The sequence below is a fragment of the Amycolatopsis dongchuanensis genome (assembly GCF_039542405.1).
Classification (GTDB): Bacteria; Actinomycetota; Actinomycetes; order Mycobacteriales; family Pseudonocardiaceae; genus Amycolatopsis_E; species Amycolatopsis_E sacchari.
The window spans coordinates 1-15432 of sequence record NZ_BAABIB010000062.1; the positions used below are offsets into that span (position 1 = coordinate 1).

The window sequence follows — 15432 nt, forward strand, 5'->3', positions numbered from 1 at the left end:
CACCCGCGCCCACCTGCGCTCCGCCGCGCCCGCCCCCGCTTGCCCCGCTCCGCCGCGCTCGCCCGCTCCGCCGCGCCCGCCGCTCGCCCGCCCCGCGCCGCTCGCTCCGCTCCCGCCGCCTCCACCCCCACCTCCCGACATCCCCACCCGTTCCCGGCACCTCCGGCATCCCGCCCCTCCCGGGCAAGTGGGACAAGTCACCCCTTAGATAGTTGCCACATGCAACTACAGGGCTATAGTTGTATGTGACAACCAACTGGGAGGTGGGTGCGATGGGGGCCGGCGGCGACAAGGCGGTCGCGCTGATGCGGGAGCTGCGCCTGTCCGCGCAACTGCAGCACGCCTGGGTCCACCAGGCCTGGCAGCGCGAGGACACGTCCCTGCACCCGGCGGCGCTCATGCTGCTCTCGGAACTCGACCGGCACGGCGAGTGCCGCCCGTCCGACCTGGCCAAGCGCAAGATGGTCGACGTCTCGGTGGTCAGCAGGCAGATCGCGCAGCTGGCCGGCGCCGGCCTGATCGAGCGCAGACCCGCACCCGAGGACGGCCGCGCCAGCCTCGTGCGCATCTCCGCCGAGGGCGTGCGGCGGCTCGCGCGCTGGCGGACGCAGTACCTGGAGTACGTGGACCGCGCGCTCGGCGAGTGGACCGACGCCGAGCTCGACACCCTGACCACCCGGCTGGCCCTGATGAACCAGGGACTGCGCGACGCGCTCGCGCCGGTCGCCTGCCCGCCCCAGGCGGGGGAGAAGAGGAAGTGAGCCCGAAGGTGAGTGCCTCCGCACAGGCAGCACAAGCCCCGATGACCCCGCGCCAGGTGGCGCGCGCGTTCTCGGGGCTGCTACTGGCGCTGCTGGTCGCCGTGCTGTCGTCCACGATCGTTTCGAACGCCCTGCCGACCATCCTGGCCGACCTCGACGGTTCGCAGAGCCAGTACACCTGGGTGGTCACCGCCACCCTGCTGGCCTCGACGGCGAGCACCCCGATCTGGGGCAAGCTGTCGGACCTGTTCAGCAAGAAACTGCTGTACCAGCTGTCCATCGTGATCTTCACGGCGGGCTCGGTGCTCGGCGGCATCTCGCAGTCCATGCCCGAGCTGATCGCGTTCCGCGCGGTGCAGGGCCTGGGCATGGGCGGGCTGCAGGCGCTGATCCAGGTCGTGATCGCGGCGATGATCTCGCCCCGCGACCGCGGCCGCTACAGCGGCTACATCGGCGCGGTGTTCGCGCTCGCCACGGTCTCCGGGCCGCTGCTGGGCGGGCTGATCGTGGACTCGCCGCTGGGCTGGCGCTGGTGCTTCTGGATCACGGTGCCCGTCGCCGTGCTCGCGTTCGTCGTGCTCGGCAAGACGCTGCACCTGCCGGTGCTCAAGCGCCAGGTGAAGATCGACTGGCTCGGTGCGACCCTGCTCGTCGGCGGTGTCTCGCTGCTGCTGATCTGGATCTCGCTGGCGGGCGGCAGCTTCGGCTGGTGGTCGTGGTCGACGCTGCTGTACGTGCTGGGCGGCGTGGCGACGCTGGCGCTCGCGGTGTTCGTCGAGTCCCGCGTGAGCGACCCGGTCGTGCCGCTGCGGCTGTTCCGCGGCCGGACCTTCACACTCGCGGTGATCGGCAGCCTGTCGGTCGGCACGGCGATGTTCGGCGGCGCGGTGTTCCTCGGCCAGTACTACCAGCTGGCCCGCGGCTACTCGCCCACGCACGCCGGCCTCATGACGATCCCGCTGATGCTCGGCCTGTTCCTGTCCTCGACGGTCGCCGGGCAGGTCATCTCCCGCACCGGCAGGACCAAGCCGTGGATGATCGGCGGCGCGGTGCTGCTGGTCGCGAGCCTGTTCCTGCTGTCCACCATCGACCACGGCACGAACCTCGTGCTGATGGGCGGCTACCTGGCGCTGCTGGGGCTGGGCGTCGGCGCGCTGATGCAGAACCTGGTGCTGGTCGTGCAGAACACCGTGGCGATGAAGGACATGGGCTCCTCGTCTTCGGTGGTGACGTTCTTCCGCACGCTCGGCGGCTCCGCCGGGGTCTCGGCGCTGGGCGCCCTGCTCGCGGCGAAGGTCAGCGACCACGTCGCCAGCGCGCTGGCCGCACTCGGCGTCCACAGCGGCACCGGCGGTTCGGGCGGCAGCCTGAACCTCGGCGCGCTGCCCGAGCCGATCCAGAGCATCGTGCGCGCGGCCTACGGCGACAGCATCGGCTCGGTGTTCTTCGCGGGCGGCATCATCGCGGTGGCCACGCTCGTCGCGGTGCTGTTCATCAAGGAGGTCCCGCTGCGCCGCAGCATCGACCTGACCACCGAGGAACCCGCCGCCACGCCGGTGCCGGGCGCGAACGTCTCGGGTGTGGTGAGCACGCCGTCGGGTCGGCCGATCGCCGGTGCGGCGCTGACGCTGACTGATCCGGCCGGGCACCAGGTCGCCCGTGCCGTGACCGGCGAGGACGGCCACTACGAACTGGCCGCGCCCCCGAACAGCGGCTACGTGCTGATCGCCTCGGCGGGCCGGTTCCAGCCGAGTGCCACCGCGCTCGCGGTGAACGGGCAGCCGGTGCGGCGTGACGTGACCATGACCGGCGCGGGCGGGCTCAGCGGTGTCGTGCGGTCCCGTGCCGGGCACCCGGTAGGCGGCGCGACGCTCGTGCTGACCGACTACCGCGGCGAGGTGGTCGCCTCCGTCGTCACCGGCGGAGACGGCTGGTACCACGTGGACGACCTGCCCGGCGGCACGTACACGGTGACGGTCGCGGCCGCGGGGCACCGGCCGTCCGCCACGCAGCTGTCCACTGTGGACGGCGAGGAGTCGGCGCACGACATCGAGCTGGACTCCGCGGCGGAGCTGACCGGCGTCGTCCGGTCCGGCAGGCTCGGCGTCCCGGTGCCGGAGGCGCGGGTGAGCCTCGTCGACCCGGCCGGTGCGGTCGTGGCCGTCACGACCACCGACGCCGAGGGCCGCTACCGGTTCACCGACGTCCCGGAGGGCGACTACACGCTCGTCACCAGCGGTTTCGCCCCGGTGAGCGCGCCGCTCGCGGTCAGCGCGGGCCACGCCGTCTCGCGGGACGTGGAACTGGGCGCCACCGCCTGACCCTGGTGCGGAGTCGACCGCGTTCCGGCAGGACAGGAACGCGGTCAACTCCGGCCCGAACCCTTGACGTCACCGGCACCGCCGACCAAAACTCCAGGTGCGGTTCCGGTTGACAACGTTGTCAGGAAGGCAGGGGTGCATGGGCGGGCAGTCGTTCCACGTCCGGCGGCGGGCGGTGCTGCAGGCGGCGGGTGTCCTGGCGGTGGCGGCCGGGCTGCCACGGGCGGCGGCCGCGGCGGAGAGCACGAGCGCGACGCCCGACCCGGTCGCGGAGACCTACCACCGGGTGCTGCTGCGGCACACCCGCTGGGCGGAGCAGCAGTTCGACTCGACGCTCGGTTACTACCGCCGCACCGACTTCTCCTTCGCCGTGGTGCTCGGCAATGCCCTCCTGCTGACCCGGGGCCGGTACGACGCGTCGCTCGCGGGGGTGGACCGCGAGGCGCTGCGGGCCCACACGCTGGCCACCATCCGGCACTTCGCGGCGAGCAACGTCGTGGCCGGGGGCGGCGAGTGGGGCCAGACCCTGTTCTTCGACACCACGTTCCAGTCCTACTTCGTGCTGGCCGCGCGTCTACTGTGGACTGAACTCGACGACGCGACCCGGGCCGACGTGGACCGGATCGTGCGCGGGCAGGCCGCGTACACCGCATCGCTCGGCACCGGCAACGACCCGCGTTCGGGCAGCTGGACGCCGAACGGGCTGACCGGCGGCTACCAGGGCGACACCAAGCTGGAGGAGATGGGCGTCTACGCGCAGTCGCTCGCCCCGGCGCTGGCGTGGGCGGCGGACGACCCGGACGCCCCGCGGTGGCGCGAGCTGTTCGGCCGGTGGAGCCGCAACGAGACCGGGCTGCCCGCGTCCGACCTGGCGACGCCCACGCTGGTCGACGGCGTGCCGGTGTCGGACAACACCGCGACGAACCTCTACGACACGTTCATCGTCGAGAACCACGGCTCGTTCGGCCCGCACTACCAGGAAGAGCTGTGGCGGACCTCGGGTCGCAACGCGATCCACTTCCTGCTCGCCGGCCGGCCGCTGCCGGAGGTCCTGACGCGGCAGCCGAACGGGGAAGCGTTGTGGCGCACCATCCTGCTGACGATGAGCGACGCCGGTGAACCCCTGATGCCGATGGTCGACGACCGCGAGCACCTGTACGGGCGTGACGTGCTGCCTTTGGCGTTCCGGTCCCAGGTGCTCGGCGACGCCCTCGCCGCCCGTGCGGAGGCGGAGCTGGCGGCCCGGCTGGAGCCGTACCAGGACTACGCACCCGCCACGCGCATCACGAAGTTCTCGGGGGAGCCGAAGTACGAGCCGGAGGCCCGCGCGGAACTCGCCATCAGCTACCTGCTGCACGAGTGGCGGGCGACGCAGCGCGGCGCCGTGACCGCCGTGTCGCGCGAGCGGCTGTTCGCCGACTCGGCCGGGGTGCGGGATTTCGGGGCGGGGCCAGGACTTGTCGCGCAGCAGAGCGCCGCCGCGTGGGCGGGTGCGGTGAGTAAGCCCGGGTTCACGAAGTTCGCGTGGCAGCCGGGGCACGACGACTGGCTGTTCGCGCTCGGCGGGGGCACGCCGATGTTCCTGCCCTCGACCGGCCTGGCGGTGACACGCCGCACGACGCAGGTCTACCGCGGTGTGCGTGACGGGTTCGACGGCTCGGTCACGGTGCTGTCGTTCGCCACCGGGCGCGCGGGTTTCGCGACCCTGCCGACCGGCTCGGTCGTCTACGCCAGCACGGGCCTCGGCGACGGCGAGGGGTGCGTTTCGGTGCACAACCTGACCATGCCGGGTGTGCCGGGGCTCGACGGTGACCGGACGTACACCTTCGCCGAGGGCACGGTGTCCATCCCGGCCGCGGATGCCCGGTCTCTGCCGCCGGGAGTGTCTCGTGTGGACGATCTGACGTTCCCGGTTACCGCCGTGCGGTACGTGCGGATGCTCGGCGTGACTCCGCATCCCGTCTACGGTTACTCGTTGTTCGAGGTCGAAGTCCGCAACGGCGCGGACGGTCCGGACCTCGCACTGGGCGGCACGGCCACCGCGTCCTCGGCCGACACCGGCCGCGCTGCGTCGTACACAGTGGACGGTTCGTACAGCACGCGCTGGGCCGTGTCCCGTGCCGACCGCAGTCGGGCGGACAGCTGGCTGTCGGTCGACCTCGGGTCGGTGAAGGGCGTCGACCGGGTGCGGTTGTTCTGGGAGACGGCGGCGGGCAGCCGGTACGTGGTGCAGGGGTCCGTCGATGGCAGCTCTTGGCGGGACCTGGCGTCGTACCCGGATCCGGACGTGCGCAGCATCGGTGGCTGGCTGGCGGTCGACGACCGGGCGAGTTTCGTCGTGCGCGGCCCGAATCCGCTGACCGTGCAGGGGGACCGGATCGTGCTGTCCGACGGACCTGCCGCGCCCGTGCTGGTGGAAGGACATGTGGGCCGGGTTCGGCCCGGGCCGGCGCCGGTGGCATCGGGCGGATTGCGGGCGAGCCTGGTCGACGGCTACCTCGTGGTGTTCAACCTCGGCGACACGACGACGACTGCGACGGTCACGGTGCCGCTGAGCGGCGAGATCCCGCTGTACGAGGGCACTCAGCGGATCGGGTCGGACGGCAGCGTGCTGACGGTCACGCTCGAGGCGGGCACCGGTCGTGTCTTCGCGCCGAGGTTCCATCTGGACGGACGAGTTTCGTCGGCAACCGTCTACAACGGACAGTCGGTGGAGCTGTCCGGACCGCGGTCGTTGGTGCAGCTGACCGCCGGGACAGGGCGCGCCCGACCGGTGGCGGTGAGCCCGCGGGGAACGTCAGTGGTCTTCCCGGAAGTGCCCGCCTACCCACTCGATGACCTGGCCCTCGGCTGCGACACCTTCCCCGCACCGCCGGTACTGCCACCGGGCATGACCGACCCGGCGGCCGCGGTGGACGGCGACGCGCGGACGTCGTGGACACCGGGGCCGGGCGGGCGGATGGTGGTCGACCTCGGGAGGTCCCGCCCGCTCCGGGAGGTGGTGCTGACCTGGGCGGGCGGCAGGCTGCCCGCCGTCGCGCTCGCCGTGAGCGACGACGGCCGGACCTACACGCCCGTTCCCGTGCCAGGCCGCACCACCCGTCGTACGGTGGTCGCCGTGCGGGCCACGGGGCGTTATCTCGCGGTGTCCACTCCGGACTGGCAGCACGGCGATGCGCCGTTGACGTCGGTCTCGGTGCGTTAGGTGGTGTTTCGAAGCGGCGGAGCCGCTTGCTGTGGGCCGTCCGCTTGCGCCGCCGCGGGTTTGAATGGGATTGGCCGCGCGGAGCGCGTCCGTTGACGGTGGTGGTGGGTGACGGGCGGGGGGTTCCTCGCGAGGACAGCGCCGACGTGGTGGAAGGCACCGCCGCGGAGCGTCCTTGAGGGGTGGTGGTCGGGCTGGCGGGTGGGGGGTCATGAGTCGGCGATCCCGGAGCGAGGGGCCGCCTTGAATCGGCTCAGTGCGCGGAGCGCGTCCGTTGAGGGCGGTGGTGGGAGACGGGTGGGGCCGCTACCCGCACCGGCCCGCAAACCACTTCGATACATGCGTTAGAACAGCTCCGTGCGGTAGGAGTGTTCCAGCATCGCGCTCAGCTGGGTCACGTGCTCGCCGAGGCTGTCCGCCATCTTGGCGGCGTTCTCGGCGAGCATGAGCGCCGACACGTCGCCGCCGAGCGTCACCGCGTCCGCGAGGCCCCGCTCGTCGCCCTCCCAGAGCTTCGCCCTGATCACCGCCTTGCCGCACTGCGAGAACACCTCCCGCACCCGCACGACGGTCGCCAGCAGCGCGGGTTTCCCGTCCGCGCTGAGCATTTCCAGCAGTTCCGGGTCGTCGCTGATGAACGCGTCCCCGTTGACGCGCACGCATTCGCGCAGCCCGGGCACGAAGAACACCAGCCCCACCGCCGGGTTGCGCGTGATGTTCTCGAAGGAGTCCGCGAGCTTGTTCCCCGGCCGGTCGGGGATCGCGATCGTCCACGGGTCCAGCACGCGCACCGAACCGGGCGGGTCGCCCTTCGGGCTCGTGTCGACCTGGCCCTCGTCGTCGGCGGTGGACACGCAGAAGAACGTGCTGTGCGCGATGAACCGGGCGGCGAACTCGCCCACGCACGGTTCCTTCTTCTCCGCGATGAACGGCATCGGGTGGCCGATGATCTCGCGCACCCGCGCGATGTCGATCGCCCGGTAGTTGTCGGCCGCGATCATGGTCTTCCTCCTCACACGTCGAGCACGAGACGGGGGGTGCTGGCGCGGGACACGCACACGTACATGCGGTCGCCCGCCGCCCGGTCCTCTTCGGACAGGATGTCGTCGCGGTGGTCGGGAACCCCTTCCAGCACGCGGGTTTCGCAGGTGCCGCAGATCCCTTCCCGGCACGACGCGGCCACCGCGACCCCGGCGTCCTCCAGCGCGGACAGGATGCTGCGGCCCGGCGGCACGGTGACCGCGACGTCGGACTGCGCGCACACCACCTCGACGGCGGTGTCCTCGGCGGCCGGTTTCGGCCTGGCCTTGAAGCGTTCGAGGTGCAGCGTGCCCGGCCGCCAGTGCGCGGTCCGCGCCTCGACGGCGCTCAGCAGCGGCTCCGGCCCGCAGGCGTAGACCTCGGTGCCGTCCCTCGGCGTGCCGAGCCAGTCGTCGAGCGGGATCAGGCCGACCTCGTTCTCCGGGTACACGAACACGCGGTCCTCGTAGTCCCGCAGCTCCTCCAGGAACGCCATCGATGACGCGTGCCGCCCGCCGTAGACGAGCTGCCACGGCGCGCCCCACGCCTGCGCCTGGCGCACCATCGGCAGGATCGGCGTGATCCCGATGCCGCCCGCGATGAACAGGTAGGACCGCGCCCGCGAGAACCCGAAGTTGTCGCGGGGCGGCCGGATGCGCACGGGCTGCCCCGGCCGCAGGTAGCTGTGCACGTACTCGGAACCGCCGCGGCTCGCGCGTTCCCGCAGCACACCGATCCGGTAGGCCGACCGGTCGTCGGGGGAGCCGCACAGCGAGTACTGCCGGGCGATCCCGGTGGGCAGCACGAGTTCGATGTGCGCGCCGGGCTGCCACGGCGGCAGGTCCTTGCCGTCGGGGTCGCTCAGCTCGACCGAGACGACGCCGGCCGCCTCCCAGCGCAGCTGGCGCACCACGGCGGGCAGTTCGGTGGTGGTGGACATGGTGTTTCTCCTCGTGATCAGGTGGTCGGTCATCCCGGTGCGGACCGGCCGAGCCGCCAGTAGCCGAAGAACGCGATGGCGGACTTGGGCACCTCACGTTCCCGGTGCAGGTACCGGCGCGCCCCGGTGGCCAGCGCGCTCTCCCCGGCGATCCACGCATAGTGGGGCTGGGGGAAAGCGTTTGCGGTAAGCGCTTCCAGTGCGAGTTGCCCCGGCCTGGCGGTGCCTTCGCGCGGGAGCCACGTGATGTCCACACCGGACGGTGCGGACACGTCGTGCACGTCGTCCTTGGCGGGGACTTCGAGCAGGACCGTCGCCGCCAGGTCCGCCGGGGCGGTCTCCAGGATCGCCAGCGCCGCGGGCACGGCGGTCTCGTCGGCGACGAGCAGCTGCCGCCGCGCGCCCTCCGGTGGGAGGTACGTCCGGCCCTCGTCGAACAGCCCGACCTCTTCGCCGGGCCGGGCCCGCAGCGGGAACGCCCCGCCCGGCCCGCCGTCGGCGTGCAGCGCGAACTCGACGTCCAGTTCGAGCGGCTCCCGGCGGAACGCCCGCACCGTGTAGTTGCGCACCCACGGCCGGACCTCCGCCCGCATCAGCAGGGTCTGCACGATCCAGCCGTTCCCGGCGGCGGTGGGCAGGCGCAGTGCGTCCTGGCCCTCCCGACGGAAGAACAGGCGGAAGCACTGGTCGCCGCCGAGCGGTTCGAACGCAGCGAGGCCGGGGCCGCCGAGCGTCACGGTGGCGAAGTGCTCCGACGTGCGCTCGACGTGCACGACGTGGGCCCGGACCAGGCTGCGCGTTTCCGGGGTCTGCCGCTTCGGCAGCAGGGACATGGCGGCCTCCCTCTTAGGCTTACCTAATTGAAACGGTACTGTTCCGTACTCATCGATGTCAAGGCGGGGCCCGGTGACTGCACGACCGGTCGTCAGGAGACGGTGAACAGGGGCAGGACGATCTCGTCGGTGAAGCGCACGAGGTACTCGTCGGTCAGTGCGGGTTCGTTCGGCAGGAGCTGGCTGGTGAACAGGCCTTCGCAGACGCGGTGCAGCCAGCCGAGGTCGATGCCGGGGCGTATCCCCTCGCGGCCGCGCCAGCGCTCGATGAGCGTCAGCCACACGGCGTCGTGCGGTTCGGCGACCTGGCGCTGCAGCTCGCGTTCCAGCGCGGGCTCGCGGCGCGAGGCGTAGATGAGGAACTGGACGACGGCGCGGTTCTCGGCGAGCCAGCGGGCGCTGTTCCTGAGCGCGGCGAGCACGTCCTCGCGGAAGCTGCCCTCGTCGGGTACGCGGAACGCGTCGCGGCCCAGGCGCTGGACGGCCGCGATGAAGAGTTCGTCCTTGCTCGGCCAGCGCCGGTAGAGGGTGGCCTTCGAAGCACCGGCCCGCGCGGCGACGGCGTCGATCGTGACGCGGTCGAGGCCCTGTTCCATCATCAACTCGAACGCGACGGCGAGGATCTCGTCTTCTCGTTCCTGGGTCAGGCGGGGCGGCATTGGAGGAAGCCTAACAACGCGGGTGCTCGACGGGCGTGCGGGCGGGCAGCCCGCGCAGGAGCACGTCGAGGAAGAGGCCGAACCGCGGGGCGGCGGTGCCGAGGTCCACACCGGACTGCTGCCCGCCGAGCCACTGGACCACGCCCAGCCCGAAGATCTGCCAGCTCTGCTCGGCGCGTGGTGCCGGTGCGGTGGCGGTGCTGGTGTCGGCGGCGCTGCCTCGGCGATCCTGAAACCGGCCCGGCTCCTGGGCGCCGATCCGCGTCACGCCGGGCTTTGCGGCGTCGAGAAGGCGGCGAACGCGGCGTCCAGCAGCGCGCCGAGGTCCTCCTCGCCGCCGCCGGCACTCCACTGCCCGAGGACGATCCACAGGCATTCGAGCGCTGCCGCGGCGCGGACGTTCGCGACGACCGACGCCCGGCCGGCCGGGGAGGTCGTCTTCTCCAGCCGCGCGGCGATACCCGGGCGCCATTCGGCCTGCTTCTCGCGGAGCCGTGCGCACAGGGCCGGGGTCTGGTCGATGAGGCCGAGGATCGTCACGAGTTCCTGGACGTCGCGCACGAGGAACGTCACGGCGGCCTCCACGGCGTCACGCAGCCTGGCCCAGTCGTCCCGGTGGGTCCGGTCGGCGTCGAGCGCGTCGGCGATGACGTCACCGACGGGGTCGAAGACGAACAGGACCACGTCCTCCTTGGTGCCGAAGTAGCGCAGGAAGGTGCTGCGCGACACCCCGGCGGCCGAGGCGAGGTCGGCGAAGGTGACCTGGTTGAAGCCGGTCAGGCAGAACTTGTTGAACGCCACGCGGGCCAGCTCCGCTCGCACCGCATGCCGGCCGATCTCCCGTGTTCCCACTGGTGCGGCGCTCATGACAACGAGTGTACTCCGCCACACTGGTTTGCTCTTCTGAACACGGGTTCAGAACCTGATACTCAGTGTCAGACAGGGCACTGAGAAGCATGAAACGGAGCCAGCTGATGAGCTACGACGACCTCCCCGGACTGAGGATCGACGTCTCGGACGGAGTCGCGACCGTCACGATCGACCACCCACCGCTCAACCTGATGGACGCGGTCCTGCTGCCGTCACTCCGGGCGTTCGTCGCGCGCGTGCGGCACGACGCCGACGTCCGCGTCATCGTCTTCGAAAGCGCTGACCCGGAGTTCTTCGTCGCGCACGGGGACATGGCCTACCTGACCGACCCGGACGCGCTGCCCGCGGCCACCCGCGCCGCCATCGCGGCCGCACCGGACGCGCCCGTGCCCGAGGGGATGAACATCCTCCAGGCGATGAGCGAGGAGGTCCGCTCACTGCCGCAGGTCACCATCGGCAAGCTCGCCGGCTTCGCGCGCGGTGCGGGCAACGAGTTCTTCATGTACCTGGACATGCGCTTCGCCGCGATCGGCAGGTCGGGGCAGGGGCAGCCGGAGTCCTTGCTGGGGATCCTGCCGGGTGGCGGCGGCACCGTGAACATGACGCGCCTCGTGGGCCGGGCTCGCGCGCTCGAGCTCATCCTCGGCGCCGAACTCGTGGACGCGGAGCTCGCGGAACGGTACGGCCTGATCAACCGCGCGCTGCCCGCGGCGGAACTCGACGCGTTCGTCGGCACCCTCGCCCGCCGGATCGCCGGCCTGCGGCCGGAGGTCATCCCGATCACCAAGGCCGCGGTCGACGCGGTCGCGCCGCCGATCCCGCGAGCCGCCTACGTCGTGGAGAACGAGGGGCTGTTCGCGGCGTTCGGCGACGAGGTCACCGAGCTCGCCCACAAGCTGCTCGCCGCCGGTATCCAGACCCGCGAGGGCGAACGGGACCACGAGCGCATCGCCAACAGCGTCTGAGCGGGACGGGGTGGCCGGCGGGAAACCCGGCCACCCCTCGATCGCTCAGTCCGGCAAAGCGTTGCGCCGCACGACGTCGGCGTACCAGCGGGCGCTCGCCTTGGCCGTGCGCCGCTGCGTCGGGTAGTCCACGTAGTACAGCCCGAACCGGCGGGCGTAGCCCTCCGCCCACTCGAAGTTGTCCATCAGCGACCAGCAGAAGTAGCCCGCCACGTCGACCCCCTCGTCGACGGCGTCACGCAGCGCCGACAGGTGCCCGGCCAGGAACTCGACCCGCTCCTCGTCGTCGATGCCGCCCTCCGGGTCGGCGTAGTCGTCGAACGCGGCGCCGTTCTCGGTGATCAGGATCGGCGGCAGGCGGGGGTAGTCGTCCCGCAGCCGGACCAGCAGCTCGCGCAGCCCGTCCGGTTCGATGGTCCAGCCCATCTGCGTGCGCGGCAGCCCCTCGGGGTGCACCTGGTGCGCGTCGAGCGCCGGGCGCAGCGGGTGCCGCAGCCCGGCCCGCTCCCCGGCGGCGATGTGCGTGCGCGTGTAGTAGTTGACGCCGAGGAAGTCCAGCGGCGCGGAGATCGCCTCCAGGTCACCGTCGGCGACCACGTCCTCGAAGCCGTACCACGACACCATGTCCTCCGGGTACCGCCCGGTCAGCACGGGGTCGAGGAACCACCGGTTCTGGCAGCCGTCCATCCGGCGCGCGGCCGCCACGTCCGCCTCGTCGTCGCTGACCGCGCGGATGGGGGAGAGGTTCAGCGTGATGCCGACCTGCCCGCCGGCTCCCCGCAGCACCGGCACCGCCGCGGCGTGCGCGCACAGCAGGTGGTGCGCGGCGAGCAGCGCCGACCGGCCGTCGGTGAGACCGGGCGCGTGCCGCCCGCTGCCGTAGCCCACGAACGACGAAACCCACGGCTCGTTCAACGTGATCCACCTCGGCACGCGGTCGCCGAGCGCCTCCGCCACCACCTCGGCGTAGCGGGTGAACGCGTCGATCGTCACGCGCTCGGCCCAGCCGCCCTTGTCCTGCAGCGCCTGCGGCAGGTCCCAGTGGTACAGCGTGACCGCGGGCTCGATGCCGCGCTCCAGCAGGTCGTCGACGAGCCTGCGGTAGTGGTCGAGGCCCGCCTGGTTCACCGCGCCCGTGCCGTCCGGCACGATCCGCGGCCACGCCAGCGAGAACCGGTACGAAGTCACGCCCAGCTCGGACAGTAGCCCGAAGTCCTCCTGCCAGCGCCGGTAGTGGTCGCACGCGATCGCGCCCGTGTCCCCGTGGCGCACCGCACCCGGCGTCGCGCTGAAGGTGTCCCAAATGGACGGTGCACGGCCGTCCACGTCCACCGAGCCCTCGATCTGGTAGGAGGCGGTGGCGACCCCCCAGCGGAATCCTTCCGGCATGGCACGCATCAGTGGGCCCTCCTGGCGAGTTCGTTGGCGGTGTGCAGTACTTCGGCGAAAGCGGCGGGATCGGCCGCCTTCGGCGCCTGGACGCCGAAGGTGACCGTCTCCCCGGGCAGCACGGTCAGCAGTGCTTCGTCGCTGACAGCGCTTTCCGCGGCCTGGTCGGCCAGCAGGGTGAGGTCGAGCAGCAGCGTCTCCGCCGTGACCCACACCTCGTACCCGCCGGGCACGGGCCGCGGTTCGGCGCGGTAGCGGGCTTCCGGCAGGCGGAGTTCGAGGTCGGGCGCGAAGAACCAGGTGGCGCGTTTCGCGTCGGGGGTGTCCACGACGAGCAGTTCCGCGGCGGGTTCGTCGGGTTCGGCCAGCGGCAAGGGGACCTCGTGCCGTGCCATGCCGCGCGCGGGCACGTCCAGCGCCAGCGAGCTGCGTACGTGCTCGGTGCCGTCGAAGCCGATCCGCCGCAGCAGCGGCTCCGCCTGCCACGGCCGGTCCGTGTCGTTGACCGCCGTCAGCACGAGCCGGTCGCCGCGCCTGCCGATGGTCACGAGGCGGTCCGCGTAGCTGTCGCGCAACGCGTACCAGGCGGGCTTCAGCCGCTCGTCACCGTCCACAACGGACCACGAGATCACCGGCCAGCAGTCGTTGAGCTGCCACACGATCGTGCCCGCGCAGTCCGGGGCGAGCGACCGGAAGTGCCGGATCCCGAGCCCGATCGCGCGTGCCTGGTTGAGCTGCGTGGCCCAGTGCCACGCCGGGAACGCCGCCGGCGGCGGGAAGTGCTCGGCGAGCCGGGCGGCCAGTTTCGCCGGGCCGTTCGCCGCCTTGTTGTGCGCGATCACGCCGGGGGAGTCCGGCGTGAGGTCACCGGACAACGCGCGGTGCAGCGTGGTGGCCGTGGGCGCGCCGCAGAAACCGAACTCCGACACGAACCTCGGCGTGTAGTCGAGGTAGCCGAGGTAGTCGCGCTGGTTCCACACGTCCCACAGGTGCGTGCAGCCGTGATCGGGGTCGTTCGGGTGGCGCTCGGCGGAGAACGACCACGGGCTGCTGGGGCAGTACGGCCGGGTGGGGTCCAGCTCCGCGACGATCTTCGGCAGGACGTCGGTGTAGTAGCCCAGCCCCCACGTCCGGTCGCCGAGGCGCGGCTGCCAGCCCCAGTCGTGGTAGCCCCAGACGTTCTCGTTGCTGCCGTTCCACAGCACGAGGCTCGGGTGCGGTGCCAGCCGGGTCACCGCCTCCCGGGCCTCGGCCACGACCTCCCCGCGCAGCGGCTCCTCCTCGGGGTACGCGGCGCAGGCGAACAGGAAGTCCTGCCACACCAGGATTCCCCGTTCGTCGGCGAGGTCGTAGAACTCGTCGCTCTCGTAGATCCCGCCGCCCCACACGCGCAGCAGGTTCACCCCGGCGTCGGTCGCCTGCGTGAACCGCCGTGCGTAGCGGTCCCGGCCGACGCGGTGCGGGAAGCAGTCGTCGGGGATCCAGTTGGCGCCCTTGGCGAACACTCGCTTGCCGTTGACGACGAACCGGAAGGCCGTGCCGTGCTCGTCCGCGCTCGTGTCCAGCTCCACCGACCGGAACCCGACCTGCCGCGACCACCGGTCCAGCTCCTCGCCCTCGGGCGTGGACAGGACGACTTCGAGCGGATAGCGGTGTTGTTCCCCGTAGCCGCGGGGCCACCACAGCCGGGGTTCAGGCACGTCCACGGTGACCACAGTGGACTCTTCGGACGTGGTCGTGGCCACCTCCTGCCCTGCCAGCGACACCCGCACCTCGACAGGTGCGTCGTCCTCCCGCTGCAGGGCGATGTGCACCTCGGCGTGCCCGGTGTTCCCGTCGACCGTGACGAGCGGGCGGACCGAAGCCAGCCGCGCCCGCCGCCACTGTTCGAGCGCGATCGGGCGCCAGATGCCCGCCGTGACGAGCACCGGACCCCAGTCCCAGCCGAAGTTGCAGGCCATCTTGCGCACGAGGTTGAACGGGTGGTCGTTGGTGTGCGGCAGGTCGCCGTAGTGCTCCCGCTGCGCCTCGGCGTGGTCGAGCGCGCTGGTGAAGGTGATCGCGAGCCGGTTGGTACCCGGGGTGAGCAGGTGCGTGACGTCGAAGCGGTATCCGCGGTGCATGTTGGCGGTGGTCCCGATCTCGGTGCCGTTGAGCTCCAGCCGGGCGACCGTGTCCAGCCCGTCGCACACCAGGTCCACAATGGACTCGCCAGGGGCGTGCTCGAACTCGGTCTCGTACCGCCAGTCCACGCGGCCGATCCACGCCAGCCGCGCTTCGTTCTCGTCGAGGTACGGGTCGGGGACCAGGCCGGCGGCCAGCAGGTCGGTGTGGACGCAGCCGGGCACGCTCGCGCGCACCGGTGCCGCGCCGACCGGAGCGGGCACTTCGCCGGAACCCGAACCGCCGACGGGGCGGAGGAGCCAGCCGTCGTGGAGCGTGCGGCGCCGCAAAGTCATGCGTTCGTGT

Annotated in this window: 12 protein-coding genes; 4 read left to right on the forward strand and 8 right to left on the reverse strand. The window is 71.8% G+C overall.

From position 1 onward, the window contains the following. Positions 1-272: 272 nt before the first annotated feature. From ABFX51_RS14095 to ABFX51_RS14105, 3 genes are all read left to right on the forward strand, one after another. Positions 273-761, forward strand: a complete 489-nt coding sequence (locus tag ABFX51_RS14095; protein WP_091512261.1) for a MarR family winged helix-turn-helix transcriptional regulator — start codon at positions 273-275, stop codon at positions 759-761. A gap of 41 nt (positions 762-802) precedes the next feature. Beyond that, complete coding sequence (locus ABFX51_RS14100) at positions 803-3082, forward strand: MFS transporter (RefSeq protein WP_346053914.1); 2280 nt, start codon at positions 803-805, stop codon at positions 3080-3082. 139 nt (positions 3083-3221) lie between these two features. Further along, positions 3222-6287 (forward strand): discoidin domain-containing protein, encoded by a 3066-nt coding sequence (locus ABFX51_RS14105; protein WP_346053915.1) that lies wholly within the window; start codon positions 3222-3224, stop codon positions 6285-6287. 344 nt (positions 6288-6631) lie between these two features. On the opposite strand, the gene ABFX51_RS14110 is transcribed toward ABFX51_RS14105, so the two are convergent. From ABFX51_RS14110 to ABFX51_RS14135, 6 genes are all read right to left on the reverse strand, one after another. Then, on the reverse strand, positions 6632-7288 hold the full coding sequence (locus ABFX51_RS14110) for an MSMEG_1061 family FMN-dependent PPOX-type flavoprotein (RefSeq protein WP_346053916.1): 657 nt from the start codon (positions 7286-7288) through the stop codon (positions 6632-6634). An 11-nt stretch (positions 7289-7299) separates the two neighbouring features. Then, on the reverse strand, positions 7300-8247 hold the full coding sequence (locus tag ABFX51_RS14115) for a PDR/VanB family oxidoreductase (RefSeq protein ID WP_091512272.1): 948 nt from the start codon (positions 8245-8247) through the stop codon (positions 7300-7302). 29 nt (positions 8248-8276) lie between these two features. Next, positions 8277-9080: a siderophore-interacting protein gene (locus tag ABFX51_RS14120; RefSeq protein ID WP_346053917.1), complete on the reverse strand. Its 804-nt coding sequence runs from the start codon at positions 9078-9080 to the stop codon at positions 8277-8279. Between the two features lie 92 nt (positions 9081-9172). Further along, complete coding sequence (locus ABFX51_RS14125) at positions 9173-9739, reverse strand: TetR/AcrR family transcriptional regulator (RefSeq protein WP_346053918.1); 567 nt, start codon at positions 9737-9739, stop codon at positions 9173-9175. A 10-nt stretch (positions 9740-9749) separates the two neighbouring features. Continuing rightward, the gene (locus tag ABFX51_RS14130; RefSeq protein WP_346053919.1) at positions 9750-10007 is read right to left on the reverse strand and encodes a hypothetical protein; all 258 of its coding nucleotides are present in this window, start codon (positions 10005-10007) and stop codon (positions 9750-9752) included. After that, on the reverse strand, positions 10004-10606 hold the full coding sequence (locus tag ABFX51_RS14135; RefSeq protein ID WP_346053920.1) for a TetR/AcrR family transcriptional regulator: 603 nt from the start codon (positions 10604-10606) through the stop codon (positions 10004-10006). Before ABFX51_RS14135 ends, ABFX51_RS14130 begins: the two co-directional genes overlap by 4 nt. Before the next feature lie 107 nt (positions 10607-10713). On the opposite strand from ABFX51_RS14135, the gene ABFX51_RS14140 reads away from it, so the two are divergent. After that, the gene (locus ABFX51_RS14140) at positions 10714-11574 is read left to right on the forward strand and encodes an enoyl-CoA hydratase/isomerase family protein (protein ID WP_346053921.1); all 861 of its coding nucleotides are present in this window, start codon (positions 10714-10716) and stop codon (positions 11572-11574) included. A 45-nt stretch (positions 11575-11619) separates the two neighbouring features. Here ABFX51_RS14140 and ABFX51_RS14145 read toward each other — a convergent pair whose 3' ends face one another. After that, a complete protein-coding gene (locus ABFX51_RS14145; protein ID WP_346053922.1) occupies positions 11620-12972 on the reverse strand; it encodes a GH1 family beta-glucosidase in 1353 nt (450 codons plus the stop codon). Further along, entirely contained in the window at positions 12972-15422 is a 2451-nt protein-coding gene (locus ABFX51_RS14150; protein WP_346053923.1) for a glycoside hydrolase family 2 protein, read from the reverse strand. Before ABFX51_RS14150 ends, ABFX51_RS14145 begins: the two co-directional genes overlap by 1 nt. Between the last annotated feature and the right edge of the window lie 10 nt (positions 15423-15432).

Excerpts from the sequence above, each read along its gene's own strand:
- ABFX51_RS14095 (WP_091512261.1), top strand. The coding sequence starts at position 273 with ATGGGGGCCGGCGGCGACAAGGCGGTCGCGCTGATGCGGGAGCTGCGC.
- ABFX51_RS14100 (WP_346053914.1), top strand. The coding sequence starts at position 803 with ATGACCCCGCGCCAGGTGGCGCGCGCGTTCTCGGGGCTGCTACTGGCG.
- ABFX51_RS14105 (WP_346053915.1), top strand. The coding sequence starts at position 3,222 with ATGGGCGGGCAGTCGTTCCACGTCCGGCGGCGGGCGGTGCTGCAGGCG.
- ABFX51_RS14110 (WP_346053916.1), bottom strand. The coding sequence starts at position 7,288 with ATGATCGCGGCCGACAACTACCGGGCGATCGACATCGCGCGGGTGCGC.
- ABFX51_RS14115 (WP_091512272.1), bottom strand. The coding sequence starts at position 8,247 with ATGTCCACCACCACCGAACTGCCCGCCGTGGTGCGCCAGCTGCGCTGG.
- ABFX51_RS14120 (WP_346053917.1), bottom strand. The coding sequence starts at position 9,080 with ATGTCCCTGCTGCCGAAGCGGCAGACCCCGGAAACGCGCAGCCTGGTC.
- ABFX51_RS14125 (WP_346053918.1), bottom strand. The coding sequence starts at position 9,739 with ATGCCGCCCCGCCTGACCCAGGAACGAGAAGACGAGATCCTCGCCGTC.
- ABFX51_RS14135 (WP_346053920.1), bottom strand. The coding sequence starts at position 10,606 with ATGAGCGCCGCACCAGTGGGAACACGGGAGATCGGCCGGCATGCGGTG.
- ABFX51_RS14140 (WP_346053921.1), top strand. The coding sequence starts at position 10,714 with ATGAGCTACGACGACCTCCCCGGACTGAGGATCGACGTCTCGGACGGA.
- ABFX51_RS14145 (WP_346053922.1), bottom strand. The coding sequence starts at position 12,972 with ATGCGTGCCATGCCGGAAGGATTCCGCTGGGGGGTCGCCACCGCCTCC.
- ABFX51_RS14150 (WP_346053923.1), bottom strand. The coding sequence starts at position 15,422 with ATGACTTTGCGGCGCCGCACGCTCCACGACGGCTGGCTCCTCCGCCCC.